This is a genomic window from Aurantibrevibacter litoralis, assembly GCF_034651555.1.
Classification (GTDB): Bacteria; Bacteroidota; Bacteroidia; order Flavobacteriales; family Flavobacteriaceae; genus Aurantibrevibacter; species Aurantibrevibacter litoralis.
Genome location: NZ_JAYEEQ010000002.1, coordinates 100,066 through 121,742 on the forward strand (window position 1 = coordinate 100,066; position 21,677 = coordinate 121,742).

Sequence of the window (21,677 nt, forward strand, 5' to 3'; positions counted from 1 at the left end):
CCCATGATGGATGAATTGGAATTATTAAAAAAGGATTGGCAGCGCAATGAAGAAAATTATCCAAAATTTTCGGAAAGCGATATTTATCCAATGTTGTTGAGAAAATCGTCGTCCATAGTACGTTGGATATTTTATATCAGTATTATTGAGTTTATTCTTCCGCACTTACTCTTTTTGGTGCCGACTGTTCGAAATAGCATGAAAATTTATGAGGAAATGGGCTTGCATCATGTTTTTATGATCCTAACTGCCATACAATATACCGTAGTTATTTTCTTTATGTTTCAGTTTTATAAACGCTATCGAGAAATTTCGGTCCTAGACAATGCTAAAAAACTACTTTCTAATATTCTTAAAACCCGAAGAACCGTAAAGCATTACGTGCTTTTTTGTCTTTCTATGATCGTTATTTCCTATGGGGTTTTTATGGTAAGCATTTATTTAAATGACAATTTTGTGGAAAATTTTGAGCTTGGAGAAAGGACCAAAAACATAGCCCCCGAGAAACTAAAGACCACGCTAATTGCCTTTATAGGAGTTATAGGTGTATTCCTTACCGTAGTAATGGGTGTTGTGTACTTTTTGTTGTATGGGCTGCTGCTAAGAAAACTGAAAAAAAATTATAAGGAACTACAGCAACTTGAAGTTTAGCTTTTTTTAGCACTCCATCTGCGCTCTTGGTTTTCTGCTTCTAGAGCCATTAACTCGGATTGGGGAATTACCTTTAAAAAAGAAGGGTGTTGCTCAATGGCGTATTCCAACTTTTCAATGATAGATTCTGCTGTTTCGTTGTCATAATCTATATCCAAGGGTTCCTTAATGACCATAGACTGTAATATTCCCTTTTTCTTTATACGCAACCCTTTTTTATCAAAAGAACGTCGAAACCCATCGATGACCACGGGTACCACAATAGGTTTGTATTTTTTGATAATGTGTGATGTGCCTTTGCGCAACGGTTTCCAAGGCGTTGTAGTTCCTTGTGGAAAGGTAATGACCCACCCGTCGCGTAACGCCATCCCGATATTAGATATATCGCTCATTTTTACCTGTCGGTTCACCTCCCTGCCTTCAGCACGCCAGGTGCGCTCTACACTTATAGAGCCAGCATACGCCAAGATTTTGGTTAAAAGACTTTTCTTCATGGTTTCCGCAGCCGCCACGTAGTACATATTTAATTTAGGATTCCATATGTATCCTAAATTTTTTATAGAGTTTTCTCGACCCTTTAGACTGGCATTAAAAACATGAAACATGGCTACCACATCGGCAAAATAGGTTTGATGATTGCTCACAAATAACACGTTATTTTGTGGAAGGTTTCTAATAATATCAGATCCTTCAATCTCCAATTTATTAAAACCTTTATAACGTTGATGCGATATTAATGCCAAGATACGAATGAGCCATTTTTTCAACAATAAGCTGTGGCCAAAGGGATTTTTTTTAAATAAGCTCATAGGTGTTGTTGCTTCCTTTCAAAATTACAAAATAGGTAGTTTATAAAACTTGTTTTAAGAGCTCTTTAACTTCACTTAGCATCATTGCTGTAGCTCCCCAGACAATATAACCATTAAAATGAAAAGCCGGCACCGAAATATTGGAGGCGTAAGAAGTGCTTAAATTTTGTTTGATGACTTTACCATCATCCAAAAAATCGATCAAAGACACCTCGACCAAGGCTGCTACTTCCTCCTTTTGAATCCGGAAAGGTACCGTTTTTTTATAGAGTCCCAAATACGGTTGCACACTAAAATTACTTGGAGGAATATAAACTTGACTAAGCGACCGAACCACATGTACCCCACGCTGAGGTACGCCAACCTCTTCTTGAGTTTCTCGTAAGGCCGTAGCCAACAAATCGATATCCCCGGGCTCAACCTTTCCGCCTGGAAAGCTAATTTGATTGCTATGCACGCCATTATACGCTTTTCGCAACATAAGCAATAAATAGGTTTGGCGGTCTTCCTTAGGATAAAAAAGCGCCATGACGCCGGCTTTTTTTGGAGTTACTCCCTTTTGTAATGCCTTTTCCATTTCGGCCATACGGATGGGTGGCACCATTTTATAGTGCGCTGTAGTGCCCGGAAGTGGCAGATTTTTTATTTTTGAACTTAGTGCATAAAAATCATCAAAATTCATGACTTTAAAGGTAGGTACATACGTTGCAATAATACTATTAATTTTGCTACTAGGCTGCAAAAACAATACCAGTGAGCCTCCAAAATCTAACGTTAAAGCTGCTATTCAGCAAGATACCGTAGTATCTGATCCCCCCGGAAGCACAGAAGAAGAACGTGAACCCGAATTTGTGCTTACCGAAGAAAATGCCATTGACTTTTTCTTTAACTATCACAAAACGGTAACGGAAAACAAGGTAAAGCTCACGACAAACCTAGGAAGTTTTACCCTAGAGTTGTTTGACAATGTCCCGTATCACAAATCTAACTTTATTTATCTTACCAAAAAGGGCTATTTCAATAATACCCTTTTTCATAGGGTTGTAAAGGATTTTATCATTCAGGGTGGAAATGCCGATACCAAGGAGGTAGGTAAAAAAAGGGCGCAAATTGGCCACTACTTGTTACCGCCAGATACCCGAAAAGGCCATCGTCATCATCGAGGCACCATTTCCATGCCAAGTAGCGAAATAGACAATCCGCATATGTTGGCTTCTCCTTACGAATTTTTCATTGTAGTTACCCAACCGGGGTCGTATCATCTGGATGGGGAGTACACTCCATTCGGGAAGGTTATTGATGGTATGGATGTCGTAGATCTCATAAACCAACAACCTGTGGACAAAGGCGATTGGCCTTCGCAAAACATTTATATTTTAAATGCCGAAGTGATAGAATAATCCTTATTTTGATAATCTTATCAAAAAAACTAATAACAACAGCTATGGGTTTTAAAAGAAAAGTGTACACTCTTTTAGAGGTTTCCGACAAACCGAACAGTGCAAGTTATAATTTTGATGTTTTTATTATTTCTTTGATCGTCCTCAATGTTTTGGCCATTGTTTTGGAATCTGTGGCCTCACTTGCGCAACAATTTAGCACAGGTTTCCAAATTTTTGAACTGTTTTCTGTCTTCGTATTCACCATTGAATATGTGTTAAGGGTGTGGACCGCAAATCTGAACCCCAAATACAGCACACCGATTGCAGGAAACGTCCGTTATGCATTTACGCCACTTGCAATCATTGATTTGTTGGCCATCCTTCCCTTCTTCCTTCCGCTGCTGGGTGTAGACCTTAGATTGTTGCGCATTCTTAGGATATTCCGCATCTTCAGACTTTTCAAAATCACAAGATATGTTGATGCGCTTGCGGACATACGAATGGTCTTCAAACAAAAGAAAGAGGAGCTTGTCATTTCCCTGATGCTTACCTTATTCCTTTTATTAATAGCTTCTACCCTCATGTTTTATGTAGAAAATGAATCGCAGCCCGATAAATTTTCAAGTATTCCCGAAACCATGTGGTGGGGTATAGCAACCTTAACCACGGTGGGCTACGGTGATATTTATCCGGTAACTCCAATGGGGCAGCTACTGGCAGGGGTCATTGCCATTATAGGAATTGCCTTTTTAGCACTGCCTACAGGGATTCTTGCCTCTGGTTTTTCTGAAGCCTTTCGCAAAGAAAAATCTTCGGATCATTGTCCGGCATGCGGACAAAGTATACCAAGTAAAGAGGCGATTTCTTAACTAATTTTGAGTACCGATCTCGATTCTAGAAAATAATCCAAAGACTTAAAAAAATAGGGCAATGTCATATTGTAATGGGTTGCCAATTGCATGTGCTGATAATTTTAATTAGAAGGCGTTATCAAAAAGTTGGTTTTTGTATTTCCACTTTCCCTTTTATTCGGTACATTTAAAAAATATACCCTGTTTCTCATGAAAAAAAGTACTGCTATTTTCTTTTTTATTATTTCTTTAGTCCTAGTCGCCCCATGTGCGGCTCAAGATTTTCTTTATGGTGACCCACTCCCCGATGCTCCTGAATTGTCGGCTCGTGGGGCATACGAAATTGGGGTGCGTACAATGCATCTTTTAAATAAAGGACAAATAGACATCTTAAATTCTAAAGAGGGCAAAGATCCTTTATACGATAGACCCATTACCGTTGAAATTTGGTACCCTGCCGTGATCCCTGAGGGTGCCACACCTTTAGTAACCTATGAGGAGGTCATGGGTACTCGAGGCGATACCTTACGACCCTTAATTCCTTTTACCTTTAAAGGACGTGCCCTACGCGATGCCGTTCCAATGACCAAAGACGGTTCTCTTCCTTTGATTATAGTGTCGCACGGCTATGTGGGATCGCGTTATTTAATGACCTATTTAACCGAAAATTTAGCCTCTAAGGGATATGTTGTTGTTGCAATAGATCATACCGAATCTACTTTTGCCGATGCCAACGCCTTTACAAGTACCCTTCTGAACCGTGCTTTGGATATCCGCTTTGTGTTGAATGCTATGGAAGATCTTGGAAAACCCTCTAGCAAAGACCCTTTAAAAGGATTTATAGATACCAACAACACGGCTATTATTGGATATTCTATGGGTGGCTTTGGGGTACTCAATGTAGCCGGTGCAGGCTACAGCGATGCGTTTACCAAATTTACGGTAGGCATGACCGGTGGCAGTAACGCCATTGGTATGCACGCCGCAAGTAATTCGACATATCAAAAGAAAACAGACCCTAGAATTAAAGCGGTGGTAGCCTTCGCCCCTTGGGGAATGGAACGTGGTGTTTGGGATGCCGAAGGGTTAAAGGGACTAAAAACCCCTACCCTATTCGTTGCCGGAAGCGAAGATGATATTTCGGGATATGAAAACGGAATTAAGGCGCTATATACGGGGGCTGTAAACGCCGACCGATATTTGCTTACCTACAAAAATGCCAGACATAACACGGCTCCCAATCCTCCTCCGGCAGAATCGCTTCAATCTGGTTTACACTTAGATGAATACTACCGCTATGCCGATCCCACATGGGATCAACGAAAAATAAACAATATAAACCAGCATTTTGTTACCGCTTTTCTAGGTAAATATGTAAAAAAACAGGATTTTGAGGTCTATCTTAGTATCGCCCCGGATTCTAACGAAAAGGACTGGCCCGGTTTTAAGCCCAGATCATCTACGGGTATGGAGTTGTTGCACGAAACACCATTAGAATAGCAAGAAAAACAGAACTGCCGAAAAACATATCTTTAAAACGGCATAAAACAACCTTTATAATTACCTATTCCGATGTCTACACTAAAAAATATTACTGTTTTTTAGGGGGTAGGGCAAATGCGATGGCATCGTGTTCAAAGTGATTTCGGTGCGATCCATCACAGAATGGTTTGTTCTTAGAAAATCCGCAACGGCAAAGCCCTAATTTGTCTCTACCCCCCAAATCGTAAAGGTTTCCGTCTTTATCTTTTATTTCAAAATCGCCCTCTATTATGAGAGAACCGTTATTGTTTACTGTGATCTTTGTAGTAGCCATTTTTTTTTAGTTTAAGAATGCTAATTTACACTTTTTGCTTTAAAGCCCAGCACCTGCCCGATCTAAATTATCGATAATACCAATACCATATGACCCATTCTTCGTCCATAGCACAATCTACTTATCACCGCCCTGTAGGCAGCATATTCCGAATGGCACTAATCTTCCATCGGTCTTGCATGCGCACCGCAATAAAAGTACTCCACATACGACGCTCTGCACCATTGGTTTGTGTAATCACGTACAGGGCATCGATGAGGCTGGTGGTTGCACTTAAAAATCGTATTTTCTCCACTATAAGACTTCGACTACCGGGATTTGTACTGGTACTTTGTTGCATCCCAGAAAGTGCAGCGGATAGACCTATGCGCCATTCCCCACTAGAAACCAATTGATCTATATCTTCCGTAAGAATGGATTTTAGAAGCACCGAATCCTGTTGTTCCCGCGCCAAGGCATAAGTTTCTATGAGTTGATACAAAGCTTGGGTGTCGGCATCATTTTTTGGCATGTCTTGGGCAGTTGCACCGCTAGAAATAATAAAAAAGAAAATAAGAAAATCTTTCATTTACAGAAAATTATAGACGTCTTTGGTGACACCCCTTAGGACTAAAAATAAGCAAATTTTAGGTCTTTTAAACTACGGCCTCTGTTTTTTAGCCAAAGTTCCTTTCAAGATATTCGGCAGTTTTTTTCGTAAAAATCACCAATACCCCATGGTTAAAATTAGTTCCGGTTTTTATAGATATTGGGTAGCGTTATCCCAAATTTAACGGCCAATAGTCGAATACTGATTATAATTGCAATGCCTGCAACATAGGCATAGTTGGCATCAAAGGGAAGGTGTCTTAGCAAAAAATACCCCACACCACCTAGGATGCATGCTATGGCATAAATTTCCTTTCTAAAAAGAACAGGGATTTCATTGCACAATATATCGCGGATTACTCCACCAAAACAGGCAGTAATGGCGCCTAAGGCGATGCACATCGCAGGTAATAATCCTGCCGCCAATCCCTTTTCGATACCCACCATGGTATAAAGTCCAATCCCGATAGTATCAAACAAAAACAAAGAAGTTCTTAAATAGGCTACTTTTTCTCGAAATACTATGGCAAAAATAACAGCACACAGAATTACAATCATGTAAGTTATTTCTGTTAACCACAGCACCGGTGTATTTCCCAATAAAATATCCCGCAAGGTGCCGCCCCCTACGGCTGTTACAAAAGCGATACTATAGATCCCGAAAAGATCTAATCTTTTATCCATGGCCACCAAAACCCCCGATATCGCAAAAGCAATGGTTCCTAAAATATCTACAATAAAATAGAACATCTTACATTTTCTGAGTGTAAAAATTATAGTCTTTAAGGACGGTATCTAAATAAGGTACATCAAACAAATCCGAATTGGTATTGAGCAAACTTTCTACTTTAACTCTTAACATTTTCAATGTTTTGTAGTCATTAGTACTTTTGGCGATATGGTAGGTTTCCTTTATCAATCGGACATCCTTATCGGTAAGTTCGGTTACATTGGAAAACACTGGAATATAATTTTCTTGCACCTCTTCTAAAATGGTATGGGAAATGGTGGTATTTTGTTTGGTGCTTATAACTACTGTTCCGGCAGCCGCATCGCCCAAGCGCTGTCTTTTTTCTGAAAAAAGGATTGATAATAAACCTATAGAACCTATAAAAAGCCAAATATCAACAAGGCGCAACATCCATCTTACCAAATAATTAGACCAATGTACCGGCGAGCCATCTAACCGAACCACCCGCATCTTTAAGAGCATTTTACCTACGGTACGCCCGTTAAAAAAACTATGCATGAGCAAACTGTAACACATTGCCGGTAAAAAAATTAGGGCTTGCAACCCGCGTTGTGTCCAATGATCATCAAAAACAACACCTAGAGCAGTTCCCAGCACATTTACTAGAACCGCATAGAGGTACAACATAAAAGCATCTATAAAAAAGGCTACAATCCGCTCCCCAATACTCACAATTTTATAATCTAAATGTACATTTTGCGTTGTATTAATTTGAAGAACAGACATAGGAATACTATTTTTATTTTTGCCTTAAATTTGTACTATGCGTGAGGCCGCTTTTGTGAAGCAAAATAAGGAAAAATGGATCGCATTTGAAAAAGCCATCCATTTTAATTCCAACATCTCCCCCGATGAATTGGCCAATGGATACATTCAGCTCACCAATGACTTGGCTTACGCCCAAACCTATTACGCAGAAAGTAAAACCCTATTGTACCTTAATTCGCTAACGGCTAAGGTGCATCAAAAAATATATAAGAATAAAAAGGAATCTGGAAATAGGATTGTTGAGTTTTGGCTTAGTGAATTTCCATTGTTTTTTGGATCGCATTTAAAAACCTTGGGGGTAGCCTTTTTAATTTTTGCTGTAGCTACAGGCATAGGCTGCCTTTCTGCCTTACATGACGCCTCTTTTGTTCGGTTAATTTTGGGCGATGCGTACGTAAATGAAACCCTGAATAATATTGAAAACGGAAATCCCACAGCCATTTATAACAGTGGAAGCGAAATAGGTACTTTTTTGGGGATAACCATCAATAATATCCGCGTTGCCTTTTTAGCCTTTGCTTTTGGCGTAATTACCAGTATAGGCACTGCTTATATTCTATTTAGTAATGGTGTAATGCTAGGTGCCTTTAGTACTTTTTTCTATACTAAAGGCGTATTTTTTGAAGCCAATAAGCAAATTTGGCTCCACGGAACCATTGAAATTTCCGTAATTATTGTAGCGGGCTGTGCAGGCCTCATTATGGGCAATAGCATCTTGTTCCCAAAAACCTACACACGCCGATTATCCTTTATGAAAGGCGCAAAAGACGGACTAAAAGTTGTGGTAAGTACCATTCCTTTTTTTATCATTGCGGGGTTTATAGAAGGTTTTATTACCCGATATTCCGAAATGCCAGCTTGGCTTGCCTTTTTAATCATTGGAAGCTCGTTGGTGCTTGTTTTATTTTATTATGTTATATTTCCAACCTTAGTACCAAAAATCAATGAAAAATACGGCTCAGAAGTACATCGAACTTAAAGTGAATCGGGACTTTGGTGATATCATCACCACTTATTTCGAATTTCTAAAGCAGAACCTTAAAAATTTCACCAATGTATTCTTAAATTACAACGGTATTTTTTTGATAGGACTCTTGGTCGTAAGCTACCTCTTGGTATCTGGAGTTCTTGGTCTTATTGGTCATTATGACTTTGGACAAGATTTTAGTACGATGTCCGGTGGAGAAGAGGCGTATTATATTTACTTGGTAGTAGGTGGCATCCTTCTTGTTATTATTTTTATGATTGTAGCACTACTTAATTACAGTTTGGCGGCTGCCTACATGATACAATATGAAACCCTACAAGGAAATCATTTTGATAAACGCCAAGTATGGAATTTCTTTACGCGAAAAATAGGGTCTATATTTCTATTTATTGTATTGTTGATTGGCATCTATATGGCGGTTTCTATAGTCGGAATCATTTTGGCTATAATACCATTGGTAGGTGTTTTTGCCTATTATATCCTTTTATTTTTTGTGTTGGCTTGGTTCGGCGTGTCCTTCTTCTGTTTGCTTAATGAAAATAAAGGGGTCTCCGAAGCTTTTGGTGAAGGCTGGAATTTGGTAACTAAAAATTTTTGGAAATCTGTAGGGGTTAACTTCGTATTGGGACTTCTTAATGGCATTCTCTTTTTTATTGTCTTAATTATCCCGGGAATTCTTTTGGGTGTGTATACCTTTCATGTGGTAGAGAATGATGTAGATGTATCGTCGGGAATGGTACCTACCATAGTTTATACGCTGGGTACCTGTATGGTGCTACTTATTTCTATGTATTCTCAATGTCTTTCTCAATTTGTAAATGGAATTTTATACTACAGCCTACACGAAAAATTGTATAACACCCATGCACGAAGTAAGATAGATCAAATCGGAAACCTAGAATAGTGAAACAAATTGCATTCCTCGCTTTTATTTTTAGTACGGTTACTATTGGATTTTGCCAAGAAATAAAAGACACTGTCGTTTTAAAAGAAGATCGTACCGCAATTCAGGAATTACGAGCTTTTGATACAGATTTTGACAAAAAATACACCGACGGTACTTTTAATTATGAGCGTAACGATGGAGAAGCAAAAAACGCCATAGCACAATTTATTGATTGGGTTTTTAAGGGACTACAACGCGCATTTGGGATTACTATTTCGCCGGTATTAGCAAACGTACTGGAATATGTGGTATACCTACTACTTGGGCTATTGGCCCTGTATCTTTTGGTAAAATTTTTAATTGGCGAGCATTTTAATGCTCTATTTACAAAAAAAGCGACGCCCATAATGGATGTAATCCTTTCCGAAACGCACATCGAAAATTTAGATTTAGATACCCTAATTGCGGATGCTGTAACCCAACAGAATTATCGATTGGCCATACGGTATCAGTACTTAAAAACACTAAAGCTATTGTCTCAAAAAGAGCTTATTGCATGGCATTTTGAAAAAACAAATACAGATTACGAAAACGAAATTACCCAAACGGCTTTAAAACCTTTATTCAAGGAAGTCTCTTACCTCTACGATTACATTTGGTATGGAGAACAAGAAATTGACGAAACCAAGTACCAAACGGCACAATTGCGTTTTGTTGCACTTAAAAACAATTTACCTCATTAAACGTGGATAGACGATCAAAAATCATTATAGGGATTTTTACGTTGGTGCTGTTTGGTATTATGATTACCGAGGTGGTACGACCCAAACCTATTAATTGGAAACCGTCGTACACCGCCACCGATAAGATTCCCTTTGGCTGCTTTGTGCTTTTTAACGAACTGTCTTCCCTATTCCCCAATACCACGGTTACCCGTGTAGACGAATCGGTCTACATTACATTGCAAAAAATGGAGTCCAAGCAACGCAGCACATATTTGTGTATTAATGATAAAATTTCTTTTGATGATCAAGAGACCAAACAACTGCTACACTATGTTGCTGAAGGCAACGACGTGTTTATTGCCGCTACGGATTTTGGATCGTACTTATCCGACACTCTAGGCCTAGCGGTCCAATCGCAGTATCGTCTTGCTACCGATTCGGTAACGCTATCATTAACGAATCCCTCTTTTAAATCGATAAAACACACCTACTCCAAAGGACAAGATAAAACCCATTTTACGAAACTAGACACCCTAAAATCGACTATTTTGGGGCATATTACCTTCGCAAAAGACCAAAACGATTTGCTATCTGGAAGGCCAAAAGAAATGGCAAGGGAAGTAAACTTTATAAGAACGACATTTGGAAAGGGTAATTTCTATTTAAATACCATGCCACAAGCCTATTCCAATTATTATTTGCTAAATGGAAATAAAGACTATGTGGCACATTCCTTTTCCTATCTACAACATCGCTCTTTATATTGGGACAATTATAAAAAATCCGGCAGAATCGTAATTACTTCGCCCATGCGTTTTGTACTTAGTCAGACTTCCTTAAAGTGGGCCTATTACCTCACTATTGTCACCCTTTTAGTGTTTGTTATTTTTAAAAGTAAACGGGAGCAGCGTATTATTCCAGTACGCTTACCCCTAGAAAATTCTTCTGTAGCCTTTGCCAAAACAGTGGGTAACTTGTATTATCAGCATAAAGACTACTCAGATCTTATCCAAAAAAAAACGAACTATTTTCTAGAATTTATTAGAAGTACCTATACTATTGACACCCATAGCATCTCAGAAAAAACGGTTCAGGATTTGGCTGCAAAATCGGGGAAGTCTACCGCAGAAACCAAAAATCTTATCGACTTTATAGTGCATTTAAAATTTAAGAAAAATCATTCGGTAGAAGACCTCATAGCCCTCAACAAAAAAATAACTTCATTTAAACAATACAATGAACACACAGGAAAATACACCGCTAGAATTTAGTAATAGAATTGATTTAAATCAGCTCCAACATGCTGTAGCTCAGATAAAAAAAGAACTGGGAAAGGTCATTATAGGACAGACCGAAATGATAGAATTGCTCATTATTTCTATTCTCGCCAACGGACATTCCCTGATAGAAGGGGTTCCCGGTGTGGCCAAAACGGTAACTGCCAAACTATTGGCAAAGACTATGGATGTTGCGTTTAGTCGTATTCAATTTACGCCCGATCTAATGCCAAGTGATATTTTGGGCACTTCTATATTCAATGTAAAAACGTCTGATTTCGAATTTAAAAAAGGCCCTATCTTTTCGAACATTATTCTTATTGATGAAATAAATCGTGCTCCGGCGAAAACCCAGGCAGCCTTGTTTGAAGCTATGGCAGAACGGCAGATCACTATAGATAGTGTAGAATATCCTATGCAACCTCCTTTTTTAGTTTTTGCTACGCAAAACCCCATAGAACAAGAAGGAACGTATCGTCTGCCCGAAGCCCAATTAGACCGATTCCTCTTCAAAATTAAAGTCAACTACCCTACCCTAGAAGAAGAAGTCTCGATTTTGGAACGCAAGCATCAACAGAAGCATCAGGAAGATGAAACCCTTATTACTTCTGTGCTCTCTGCCTCACAAATTGCCGCTTATCAAAATACTATTAAAGAAATCATTATAGAACAACATCTTATGAAATACATTGCGGCTGTGGTACACCATACGCGGACCAATGCCAATCTGTATTTAGGAGCCTCCCCAAGAGCTTCTATTGCCATAATGGATGCAGCAAAGGCTTTGGCGGCCATTAACGGACGTGATTTTGTAACGCCCGATGATATTAAAAAAGTGGCAGGCGCCATTTTATCGCACCGTATTATCCTTACGCCCGAACGAGAAATGGAAGGATATACGACGGAAAAGGTAGTGCTTCAAATCCTAGAAACCATTGAAATCCCCAGGTAATATAACGCTACACTAGTCTGTAAACCGAGATAGAATGAATCGCTATTTTAAACCTATTTTTCTGGAACAACGGTTTTTTACGTTCTTAATAAGCCTTATCACCGGCTTTATTTTAGCTTACTTCTTTCCCAATATTCTTGGAGTTATACAGCTCTTATTTTTCCTTTTTTTAATTCTTTTAGGGGTAGATATTCTTATGATTTTTATGTCAAAAGGTCGTGTTGATGCGCAACGTACAGTGCCCGACAAACTATCTAATGGCGATGTAAATACGATACACCTAAAGGTGGTAAACTCGTATTTATTTACGGTAGGTTTAAAAATAATAGACGAACTACCCCATCAATTTCAAAAACGCGATTTTGATATCCGAACCCAACTTTTAAAAGGAGCACAACAACAATTCACTTATACGCTAAGACCTACAGCTCGGGGCGTGTATTCTTTTGGGAGTCTTCATATTTATGTACGCTCTCCATTGTGTTTAGTATCTCGCAGATACACCTTCGATACGGGTGCAGAAGTGCCGGTATATCCTTCGTTTTTACAGTTGCGAAAATATGATTTAATGGCTTTTACGAATCGTTTGCATGAATACGGCTTAAAAAAAATTCGGCGTATAGGCCATACCATGGAATTTGAACAAATAAAAGAGTACGTACAGGGAGATGATATCCGAAACATCAATTGGAAAGCAACAGCTAAAAAAAACCTGCTGATGGTAAACCAGTTTCAGGATGAAAAATCGCAACCAATTTATTCCGTAATTGACAAAGGAAGAGTAATGAAAATGCCTTTTGAGGGGCTTAGCCTACTAGATTACGCTATTAATGCTACCTTGGTAGTATCTAATATCGCACTAAAAAAACAAGATAAAGCGGGGATGTTTACTTTTAGCAATGGCATAGAAAATTGGGTTGTGGCAGAACGTCGAAGCTCCCAAATGAACTTAATTTTAGAAACGCTGTACAACCTAAGCACCAATTTTACAGAATCAGATTTTAGCACCCTCTACATCGCAATAAAACGCAGCCTAAACCATAGAAGTTTATTACTACTCTACACCAATTTTGAGACAATGGACGCATTGCATCGCCAACTCCCCTATCTTCAGCGTTTAGCCAAACACCATTTACTGGTAGTTATCTTTTTTGAAAATACGGAACTTACCCTATTTACGGAACAAAAAGCAACAACGGCGCAGCAAATATTTGAACAGACCATTGCGGAAAAATTCGTCTACGAAAAGAAACTCATTGTAAACGAACTACGCAAACACGGCATACAGACCATACTCACTAAACCTGAAGATTTAACCATAAATACCATAAATAAATACTTGGAGATAAAAGCCAGGGGTTTGTTGTAGCATTACATCACCCACTCATTTTAATACATTTTATTCTTTAAAAAACTCATGGTTTACACTTTTTTTGATTTTCTTTATACTCAATAATAGCCGAACCAAACTTACTTATTAAAACAAGGTATCGGTGTTATCCAAAGGAAGCATATTGAAAAATATAGGGATCAACTTAAAGAAACTGGACCGAGTCGTATTTTGGATTTCACTTGTGGGTCTCCTTGCTATAATCACAAATATCGGATTTTCGCAAACGCTAATCTCGCAACCCTTTTTAGACGGATTTTACTTTCTTATTCTAGGTTTGGGTATCATTACCACCGTGGTGCGATATCTAAAAAACAACTTATTACGAAAACGCAAGGTTTTTATTTTTGATTTACTCTCTATTTGTTTCACGCTTTGGCTCTGCTATTTGTACCTATTTGTTGGGGTACCATTTACTACCGACCTCATTCTGGAAAATCCTATATGGCTAAAAATTGCAGTGCTATTTACCTTTATTCGTGAGTTTTCCGAACTCAGAATAAATTTTAAGCGAACCATCCTAAATCCGGCGCAATTATTCATTTTAAGTTTTTTGATCCTTATTTTTGCGGGCTCTTTACTATTACTATTACCCAATGCCACCTATAGCGGCATATCGTATCTAGATGCCTTGTTTACGGCTACCAGTGCCGTTTGTGTTACGGGGTTGATAGTTGTAGATACCGCCACACATTTTACTTTTTTCGGGCAGACCATCATCATGATTCTTATTCAGCTTGGCGGTTTGGGCATTTTAACTTTTGCTAGTTATTTCAGTTTCTTTTTTAGGGGAGGCACCTCCTATGAAAATCAAATTACATTAAGCGACATGACCAGTTCTCGGAAATTGAGCGATGTATTTTCTACTTTAAAATACATTATTCTTATCACCTTTGGTATTGAATTGTTTTCCGCTATTTTAATATACAGCAGTATTGATGCCAAGGCTTTTGGCTCTCAAACAGAACAACTGTTCTTTTCCGTTTTTCATGCTATTTCTGCTTTTTGTAACGCCGGGTTTTCAACCTTAACCAACAGTATGTACGAGACCGGTTATCGGTTTAATTATTATTTACAATTAATAATTATCGCAACTTTTGTACTTGGCGGGCTAGGCTTTCCTATTGTGGTAAATTTACTGAGATACTTAAAGTATAAAATTTCTATGCTGTTTTCTTTTTCGCTCGATAAGCGAATTATCTACAAACCATGGGTGCTCAATCTTAATAGTAGAATCACCTTAGTCACCACATTAACCATTTCCAGTGTGGCGTTCGTTGCTTTCTACATTTTGGAATATCATCACACTTTGGCAGAACACAGTAGTTTTGGAAAAATAGTTACGTCACTTTTTGGTGCTACCACTCCTAGAACCGCAGGGTTTAACAGCATCGATACGGCAGCCATGACTTTCCCGACACTCATGATGGTTTTTCTGCTTATGTGGATCGGGGCTTCTCCGCAATCTACAGGTGGTGGTATAAAAACGAGCACTTTTGCCATTGCCACACTCAATATCCTAAGTCTTGCCAAAGGAAAATCTAGAATCGAAATCTTTAGAAGAGAAATTGCAGATATAACAGTAAAAAGAGCTTTTGCTATTATTTCCCTTTCCTTGGTGGTCATCGGCACAGCCATTATGCTCATTTCTATAAGCGATCCTGAAAAAATGTTGATGGCTATTGCTTTTGAATGCTTTTCTGCCTACAGCACAGTAGGTTTAAGTTTAGGCATTACCGCAGATTTAAGCAGTATTGGCAAAATGGTGATTATCTTTGTTATGTTTGTGGGTCGCATTAGCATGCTCTCTTTGGTGATCGCCGTATTTAAAAAAGTAAAACATAAAAATTACAGCTATCCAAAAGAAGAAATTACGATCAATTAACCATCGTACTGCTATTTATACTAAGTGAAAGATGTGGTTGATGTAGAATGCATCCCGTAATCTAGGTAAAAAATTATATTTTAAAAAGGTGTATTGCGTATTGTTATTTGTGAAGCTGTTGTCTAATATAGTGTCGTAACATGTTGAATTTAAATTTATTCGTGTGAAATATATTATCATAGGATTGGGAAATTTTGGGGCGTCTTTGGCGCAAAAGTTAACCGAACAAGGAAATGAAGTCATTGGCATAGATACCAACATGTCTAAGGTAGATGCATATAAAGAAAAGATTTCTCATACGATTTGTATGGATGCCACAGATGAATTTACGGTTTCGGGACTGCCACTAAAAGAAACAGACATTGTTTTGGTCGCTATTGGCGAAGATCAGGGCGCTAATGTTATGACCACCGCTTTGTTAAAAAATTTGGAAGTAAAACGTTTAATTAGTCGTGCTATAAATCCTTTACACGAAAAGGTATTGCAAGCCATTGGCGTTGATGAAATTGTGCATCCTGAGGAAGAAACTGCCGAACGATGGGCAAAAAAATTGTGTCTGAGTAACGTCGTAGATTCCTTTGAACTCAACGATGATTTTAGTATCATAGAAGCCAAAGTACCGGAAGACTATATAGGAAAAACAGTTCGCGATGTAGGTTTTAGAAAAACCTTCAATATCCTAGCACTTACCGTAATCATAAAAGTGGAAGAAAAAAGCTTGTTGGGAAAAACGAAAACAGTTTCCAAAATTAAAGGGGTTATTTCGGGCGATTATGTATTGGAAGAAGGAAATATTTTAGTGCTCTACGGCTCCAATAAAGACTTACAAAGCTTCCTAAAACAAAAACTGAAGTAAGCGGCAGGTAAACCTTACAACATTCACTGAGATTTTTGTCCCTACAAACTCCAACGGTTGCCCACATCCGAAAGGGGAATACAAGGCTGATAAGCTCCCGGAATAGGATCGTAAGACAGTACATTTTTCCCAATTTCCTCAGAAGTGGTATACGCCCATATACCCATAGATTTTATAGCTCTGTAAAACCCAATAGGCTCCTGCTCCCCTACTGTGGTACCCCAAATTCCGGGATTAAACTTGCCCGAGTTCGCTTCTGCGGTTTTTAACACGTTTATCTTGTCTGCTTCCTTTAACAAAAAGAAAGGGTTGCCATACTGTTGTTCACATGACGTATTAAAAGCGGCTATGTCTTTTCGCATTTTGTCCTGCCCTGCCTCGTCATAGGTTTTTGCAATTACTTTGTCTATAAAAATATCTGACTTCACATCTAATGCTCCCGGTGTTTCTGTTCTGGGCAAAATAGTGTCTAGCACGCCTGCAATGGTTTTTGCTTCAATTTCTGTAAAAAAAAGTGGTTTCCAATCTAACCTATTTTCTGTTGTACAGGATTCCAATAAGGAAAAAATTGTAGGTAGGGCTACCGCAGCTCCCGCCAAAAAACCTGTATTTTTAAGTGCATCTCTTCTGTTCATAGCCATTAAATATTTTGTTTGTTTAACTCCGAAACGGCATGATGGGCTGCTCTCGCTGTAATAGCCATATAGGTCAATGACGGATTTACGCAGGAGGAAGAAGTCATACAAGCGCCATCGGTAACAAAAACATTTTTTGCTGCGTGTAGCTGATTAAATCCGTTTAACACAGATGTTTTTGGATCGCGACCCATTCTTGCCGTACCCATTTCATGAACGCCATAGCCCGGTGGATGGTCATTGTCAAAGCCCATCACGTCTTTTAACCCAACCCTTTCCAGCATCACTACGGCATCTTCTTGAATTTGCTTGTTCAACGCTTTTTCATTTGCCTTAAACTCGGCATCGATAGACAATGTGGGTTGGCCCCATTTATCTAATACCTCCTTGTTTAAATACACTTGATTGTCGTGATACGGCAGGCATTCTGCAAAACCCGTTATAAAAAATTCCCATGGTCCGGGTTTTAGGATGCTATCTTTGTATTCGGCTCCAAAGGCTTCAATATTGGCTGCATTGCCACCACGGTAACCCCCACCCTGATATCCAAAACCTCGTAGAAATTTGTCCGATTTCGATTTTTCGTCTACGTTTACATATCGTGGTATGTAAATACCGTTAGGTCTTCTTCCTTTATAATATTTATCGTCAAACCCTTCCACTTTCCCTATGGCACCCACGCGGTAGGTATGGTCCATGAGGTTGTGACCCAATTCTCCACTGTCATTTCCCAGACCATTCTCAAAACGGCTCGAAATAGAATTCAATAAAATTTGAGTGGTACTCAACGTAGACGCATTGACAAAAATAATTTTGGCCTGATATTCAATATCTTCATTGGTTTCTGCATCAATGATGCGCACCCCTGTTGCTTTGCCCTTTTTGTCGTCATAAATTACAGACTGCACAATAGAATAGGGTCTTATAGTGAGATTTCCGGTTGCATTGGCCGCCGGCAGTGTAACTGCGTTGCTACTAAAATAGGCTCCATACGGACATCCTCGACTACATCGATTCCTGTTCTGACATTGACCTCTGCCATTTAAAGGCTCAGTTAAATGTGCCACTCTTCCGATGGTTAAATTTCTTCCGGGAAAATCTTTTTCCAAACGTGCTTTAACATGTTTTTCAACGCAATTAAGCTCCATAGGAGGAAGAAAATGACTATCCGGCAATTGGGGAAGTCCCAGTGCTTCACCACTTATGCCGGCAAACTTTTCTACGTAGGTATACCAAGGCTCAATATCCTTATACCGAATAGGCCAATCTACACCATAACCGTCTTTTGCATTTGCTTCAAAATCTAAATCGCTCCATCGGTAAGTTTGTTTTCCCCATAATAAGGATTTTCCTCCCATTTGGTGGCCTCTGAGCCATAGAAAGGGTTTTACTTCGGTATAGGGATTGGCCTCATCATCTGCCCAAAAATGCTCCGTATCCAAACCTACCCAACCGGAACGCCCATTCTTATAATGCTTCTTTTTCTGTTCCGGAGTTAGTCCACCACGGAGTTCCATATCCCACGGATCCCAATTCATAGTGGGGTAATCTACTACGTGTTCCACAATAGGACCCCGTTCTAAGACCAAGGTTTTAAGCCCCTTTTCGCAAAGTTCTTTGGCAGCCCATCCGCCACTAATTCCAGAACCTATAACAATAGCGTCGTAGGTATGTTCTTTTTTTGCTGAAGTATTATAATTTGCCATTTAAAATTGATATCATTTCGAATGGACAAGATAAAAATAATATTCTATAATTTTCTTAGATTAACAGAATATAACATAAGAACAAAAGCGAGGTTAGAAACGTACATATTTTATTTCGTATGAAGTTTTTCTCTTATACGCTCTGAAGCGTAGGTATTTTAGATTTTTTTCAAAGTGTCTATCGCCCGGTTGAATTCTGATACGAGATCGGCGACAATGGTTGCCGCCGGCTTAATATCGTGAATTAAGGCCGCCACTTGGCCAATTTCGAGCTCTCCTTCCTCCATATCCCCGTGAAACATACCTCTTTTTGCCCGACCTCTGCCTAAATGAGCACGCAGTTCTTCTGTACCAGCTCCTTTGGCGTAAAGTCCTTGAATATCATGGTAAAATTTATTTTTAAGGAGTCGCACCGGAGTGAGCTCCTTTAGCGTGAGCTGGGTATCCCCTTCCCCTGCTTCTACTACTTTTTGTTTGAATAAAGCGTGTGAAGCGGCTTCCGTACAGGCCACAAATCGGCTACCAATCTGAACCCCATCGGCACCCAATACTAAGGCTGCCAGCATGGCTTTACCGGTAGCAATACCACCCGCCGCAATGAGCGGTATTTCTATTTTTTCCTTCACAGAAGGTAGTAAGGTCATGGTCGTTGTTTCTTCTCTTCCATTATGGCCTCCGGCCTCAAAACCTTCGGCAACAACCGCGTCTACACCGGCATCTTGTGCTTTAATCGCAAATTTTACGCTACTAACCACATGAACGACTTTTACGCCGTTTTCTTTTAGAATTGAAGTCCATGTCTTTGGATTTCCCGCCGAAGTAAATACCGTAGGCACTTCTAAGTCTAAAATAACTTCCATCAACTTTTCTATATCCGGATAGAGCAAAGGAACGTTAACCCCAAAAGGGTTAGTAGTGGCTTGTTTGCATTTTAGGATATGCTCTCGCAGCACCTCAGGATACATAGAACCTGCCCCAAGGAGGCCCAAACCTCCTGCATTAGAAACCGCCGAAGCCAACCGCCAACCGCTCGTCCAAACCATCCCAGCCTGAATGATAGGGTATGTAATGCCAAAAAGTTGGGTAATTCTATTTGTTTTCAATTTTTGATAAACTTAAATTTTTTAATTCCTTCCGAACCCTCCACATGTACAATATACAATGCATTGCTCAGTTGTACTACGGGTATTTCATTATCGCCTTGGGTAAGTTGTTTTTGCAAAACCAGCTTTCCGTAAATATCAAAAACAGTAACCAAATGCGCACCTAAAGTGCTTGTTAACTGAATAGTTATAGCTTGGTTTCCCGGGTTGGGAAATATAAATATCGTAGCATTATCTGAAATTTCTGGAACTTGGGGAACCACAGGTATTTCAGGAGGTTCCAATGCGCTAAGAGCGGTTTCAAAATTAGGAATTCCAAACCCCATTTGACTGGTTGGATTGGTATAAAGAGATGAACTTTCACGAACTAACTGCATTAGTTCCAAATTGGATTTGTCGGGAAAAGCCTGCCATAAACAGGCCATGGCACCGGCTAAAATGGGTGAAGCAAAGGACGTACCATTGGCAGTTCCTACGGAATTATTCGTGGTAATTATGGCAGCATTAACTCCCATTGCCATGCCATCTGGTTTTATCCTTCCATCGGCATTAGGCCCTCTGGAACTAAAACCGGCATAATTGCCCATGGCATTTACCGCGCCTACTGCAAACACATTGGCATCTGCTGGAGCCGTAATAATGTTCCATGTAGCCGATGCTCCCGTATTGCCCGCAGAAACAACCACCAACATGCCCTTTTCTGTAGCTGTAGTAGCTCCCTTAGAGATAAAAGTCGTTTGTCCGTCCATTTGAGCCGGAGTATAATTATAAGCCGGGTTATCGAACGTACTATAACCTAAGGAGGTGTTGATAAGGTTGACCCCCAAACTATCCGCCCGTTCGGCAGCTTCTACCCAATAACTTTCTTCTACCGGGGTTTCTGTGGCTACATCTTCGGTGCGAAACAAAATATATGCGGCATCGGGAGCGGTTCCTACAAATTGATTTTCAATAAATCCCGCCATATCAGATAGTACGTTGGTACCGTGACCATCGCCGGAAGATCGGAAAATATCCTGAGTTCTATCCACAAAATCGTAACCGCCCAAGAGCTTATTTTGCGATCGCAAACGTTCGAAAGCACCTAATTGATCTACATTTGGGAATCCTCCGTCCATAACGGCTATCCAAATACCATCACCTGTAAAATCTGCCACATGCAATACATTGGTTTTCAGTTGTTTTACCTGAGTTTCGGTACTTCCATAATTGTAATTGACTTCAACTTGTTTTGTTTTTTCGGTATGATTGTCCGGTAGCTTTCGATACGAAAATACCGCTTGTTGCTTAGCATTTAAACGCTTATCCGCAAAATCGATTCTAGCTATAAAAGGCAAGGTTTTAAGGGCTTCTATAACCGAAATGGCACCTGTAACATGGGCGCAATTGAACCATTTTGACTTTGCTTTTACAGTAATTCCATTTTGTGATTTGAGTTCCGCTATATAATTTTCATTTACGGGAACATCACTTTCATCAATTGCAATAGCAAACTTAGCCTTTCGTTGCAAAGCGCGTTCCGAAAGAATACTCATTGGGTTATTTAGTGCAAAATCAACATTGTCCTTGTCGGTAAAATAAACCCAAGCATGTTCTTGGGAAAAGGTAGCCGTTGTGCAGCATACCAAAAGAAGAAATGTGCCTTTAAGCTTTTGCAT

Annotated in this window: 22 protein-coding genes; 12 read left to right on the top strand and 10 right to left on the bottom strand. The window is 39.4% G+C overall.

The features are described 5' to 3' along the window. The first annotated feature begins 3 nt into the window (after positions 1-3). Positions 4-651, top strand: a complete 648-nt coding sequence (locus tag U1E44_RS02515) for a hypothetical protein (protein ID WP_322929402.1) — start codon at positions 4-6, stop codon at positions 649-651. Here U1E44_RS02515 and U1E44_RS02520 read toward each other — a convergent pair. Both U1E44_RS02520 and U1E44_RS02525 read right to left on the bottom strand, forming a co-directional pair. Further along, entirely contained in the window at positions 648-1,460 is an 813-nt protein-coding gene (locus U1E44_RS02520; RefSeq protein WP_322929403.1) for a lysophospholipid acyltransferase family protein, read from the bottom strand. The two genes, U1E44_RS02515 and U1E44_RS02520, sit on opposite strands and share 4 nt — an antisense overlap. A gap of 40 nt (positions 1,461-1,500) precedes the next feature. Further along, complete coding sequence (locus tag U1E44_RS02525) at positions 1,501-2,142, bottom strand: NUDIX hydrolase (RefSeq protein ID WP_322929405.1); 642 nt, start codon at positions 2,140-2,142, stop codon at positions 1,501-1,503. Here U1E44_RS02525 and U1E44_RS02530 point away from each other — a divergent pair. The 3 genes from U1E44_RS02530 to U1E44_RS02540 all read left to right on the top strand — a co-directional run bounded on the left by U1E44_RS02530 (position 2,141) and on the right by U1E44_RS02540 (position 5,193). Next, positions 2,141-2,860, top strand: a complete 720-nt coding sequence (locus U1E44_RS02530) for a peptidylprolyl isomerase (protein WP_322929407.1) — start codon at positions 2,141-2,143, stop codon at positions 2,858-2,860. The two genes, U1E44_RS02525 and U1E44_RS02530, sit on opposite strands and share 2 nt — an antisense overlap. Before the next feature lie 44 nt (positions 2,861-2,904). Continuing rightward, on the top strand, positions 2,905-3,711 hold the full coding sequence (locus tag U1E44_RS02535; RefSeq protein WP_322929408.1) for an ion transporter: 807 nt from the start codon (positions 2,905-2,907) through the stop codon (positions 3,709-3,711). A gap of 192 nt (positions 3,712-3,903) precedes the next feature. After that, positions 3,904-5,193, top strand: a complete 1,290-nt coding sequence (locus U1E44_RS02540) for an alpha/beta hydrolase family protein (RefSeq protein ID WP_322929409.1) — start codon at positions 3,904-3,906, stop codon at positions 5,191-5,193. 91 nt (positions 5,194-5,284) lie between these two features. Here U1E44_RS02540 and U1E44_RS02545 read toward each other — a convergent pair whose 3' ends face one another. The 4 genes from U1E44_RS02545 to U1E44_RS02560 form a co-directional block, all read right to left on the bottom strand. After that, positions 5,285-5,509, bottom strand: a complete 225-nt coding sequence (locus tag U1E44_RS02545; protein WP_322929410.1) for a CDGSH iron-sulfur domain-containing protein — start codon at positions 5,507-5,509, stop codon at positions 5,285-5,287. A 124-nt stretch (positions 5,510-5,633) separates the two neighbouring features. Further along, entirely contained in the window at positions 5,634-6,077 is a 444-nt protein-coding gene (locus U1E44_RS02550) for a Cif family virulence factor (RefSeq protein WP_322929411.1), read from the bottom strand. Between the two features lie 158 nt (positions 6,078-6,235). Then, positions 6,236-6,847, bottom strand: coding sequence for a trimeric intracellular cation channel family protein (locus tag U1E44_RS02555; RefSeq protein ID WP_322929412.1), 612 nt, complete (start codon positions 6,845-6,847; stop codon positions 6,236-6,238). A 1-nt stretch (position 6,848) separates the two neighbouring features. Then, positions 6,849-7,574 (bottom strand): RDD family protein, encoded by a 726-nt coding sequence (locus U1E44_RS02560; protein ID WP_322929413.1) that lies wholly within the window; start codon positions 7,572-7,574, stop codon positions 6,849-6,851. Positions 7,575-7,611: 37 nt separating this feature from the next. Here U1E44_RS02560 and U1E44_RS02565 point away from each other — a divergent pair, with 37 nt between their 5' ends. The 8 genes from U1E44_RS02565 (at position 7,612) to U1E44_RS02600 (ending at position 16,575) form a co-directional block, all read left to right on the top strand. Further along, positions 7,612-8,595, top strand: a complete 984-nt coding sequence (locus U1E44_RS02565) for a stage II sporulation protein M (RefSeq protein WP_322929415.1) — start codon at positions 7,612-7,614, stop codon at positions 8,593-8,595. Continuing rightward, positions 8,561-9,508: a hypothetical protein gene (locus U1E44_RS02570; protein WP_322929417.1), complete on the top strand. Its 948-nt coding sequence runs from the start codon at positions 8,561-8,563 to the stop codon at positions 9,506-9,508. Before U1E44_RS02565 ends, U1E44_RS02570 begins: the two co-directional genes overlap by 35 nt. Then, entirely contained in the window at positions 9,508-10,233 is a 726-nt protein-coding gene (locus tag U1E44_RS02575) for a hypothetical protein (RefSeq protein WP_322929418.1), read from the top strand. The genes U1E44_RS02570 and U1E44_RS02575 overlap by 1 nt, the downstream gene beginning before the upstream one ends. A 2-nt stretch (positions 10,234-10,235) precedes the next feature. After that, on the top strand, positions 10,236-11,486 hold the full coding sequence (locus U1E44_RS02580) for a DUF4350 domain-containing protein (protein WP_322929419.1): 1,251 nt from the start codon (positions 10,236-10,238) through the stop codon (positions 11,484-11,486). Then, positions 11,452-12,444, top strand: a complete 993-nt coding sequence (locus tag U1E44_RS02585; protein WP_322929420.1) for an AAA family ATPase — start codon at positions 11,452-11,454, stop codon at positions 12,442-12,444. Before U1E44_RS02580 ends, U1E44_RS02585 begins: the two co-directional genes overlap by 35 nt. 34 nt (positions 12,445-12,478) lie before the next feature. Next, complete coding sequence (locus tag U1E44_RS02590; protein WP_322929422.1) at positions 12,479-13,813, top strand: DUF58 domain-containing protein; 1,335 nt, start codon at positions 12,479-12,481, stop codon at positions 13,811-13,813. Between the two features lie 154 nt (positions 13,814-13,967). Next, complete coding sequence (locus U1E44_RS02595) at positions 13,968-15,719, top strand: TrkH family potassium uptake protein (protein ID WP_323673837.1); 1,752 nt, start codon at positions 13,968-13,970, stop codon at positions 15,717-15,719. A 163-nt stretch (positions 15,720-15,882) separates the two neighbouring features. Next, a complete protein-coding gene (locus tag U1E44_RS02600; protein WP_322929424.1) occupies positions 15,883-16,575 on the top strand; it encodes a potassium channel family protein in 693 nt (230 codons plus the stop codon). 41 nt (positions 16,576-16,616) lie between these two features. Here the strand turns inward: U1E44_RS02600 and U1E44_RS02605 are convergent, their stop codons facing one another. The 4 genes from U1E44_RS02605 to U1E44_RS02620 all read right to left on the bottom strand — a co-directional run bounded on the left by U1E44_RS02605 (position 16,617) and on the right by U1E44_RS02620 (position 21,677). After that, positions 16,617-17,210 carry a gluconate 2-dehydrogenase subunit 3 family protein gene (locus U1E44_RS02605; protein WP_322929425.1) on the bottom strand — a complete coding sequence of 198 codons (594 nt, stop codon included), beginning with the start codon at positions 17,208-17,210 and terminating at the stop codon, positions 16,617-16,619. A gap of 5 nt (positions 17,211-17,215) precedes the next feature. Further along, a complete protein-coding gene (locus U1E44_RS02610; RefSeq protein WP_322929426.1) occupies positions 17,216-18,916 on the bottom strand; it encodes a GMC family oxidoreductase in 1,701 nt (566 codons plus the stop codon). Between the two features lie 158 nt (positions 18,917-19,074). Beyond that, positions 19,075-20,019 carry an NAD(P)H-dependent flavin oxidoreductase gene (locus U1E44_RS02615; RefSeq protein ID WP_322929427.1) on the bottom strand — a complete coding sequence of 315 codons (945 nt, stop codon included), beginning with the start codon at positions 20,017-20,019 and terminating at the stop codon, positions 19,075-19,077. Further along, positions 20,016-21,677: a S8 family serine peptidase gene (locus U1E44_RS02620; RefSeq protein WP_322929429.1), complete on the bottom strand. Its 1,662-nt coding sequence runs from the start codon at positions 21,675-21,677 to the stop codon at positions 20,016-20,018. The genes U1E44_RS02615 and U1E44_RS02620 overlap by 4 nt, the downstream gene beginning before the upstream one ends.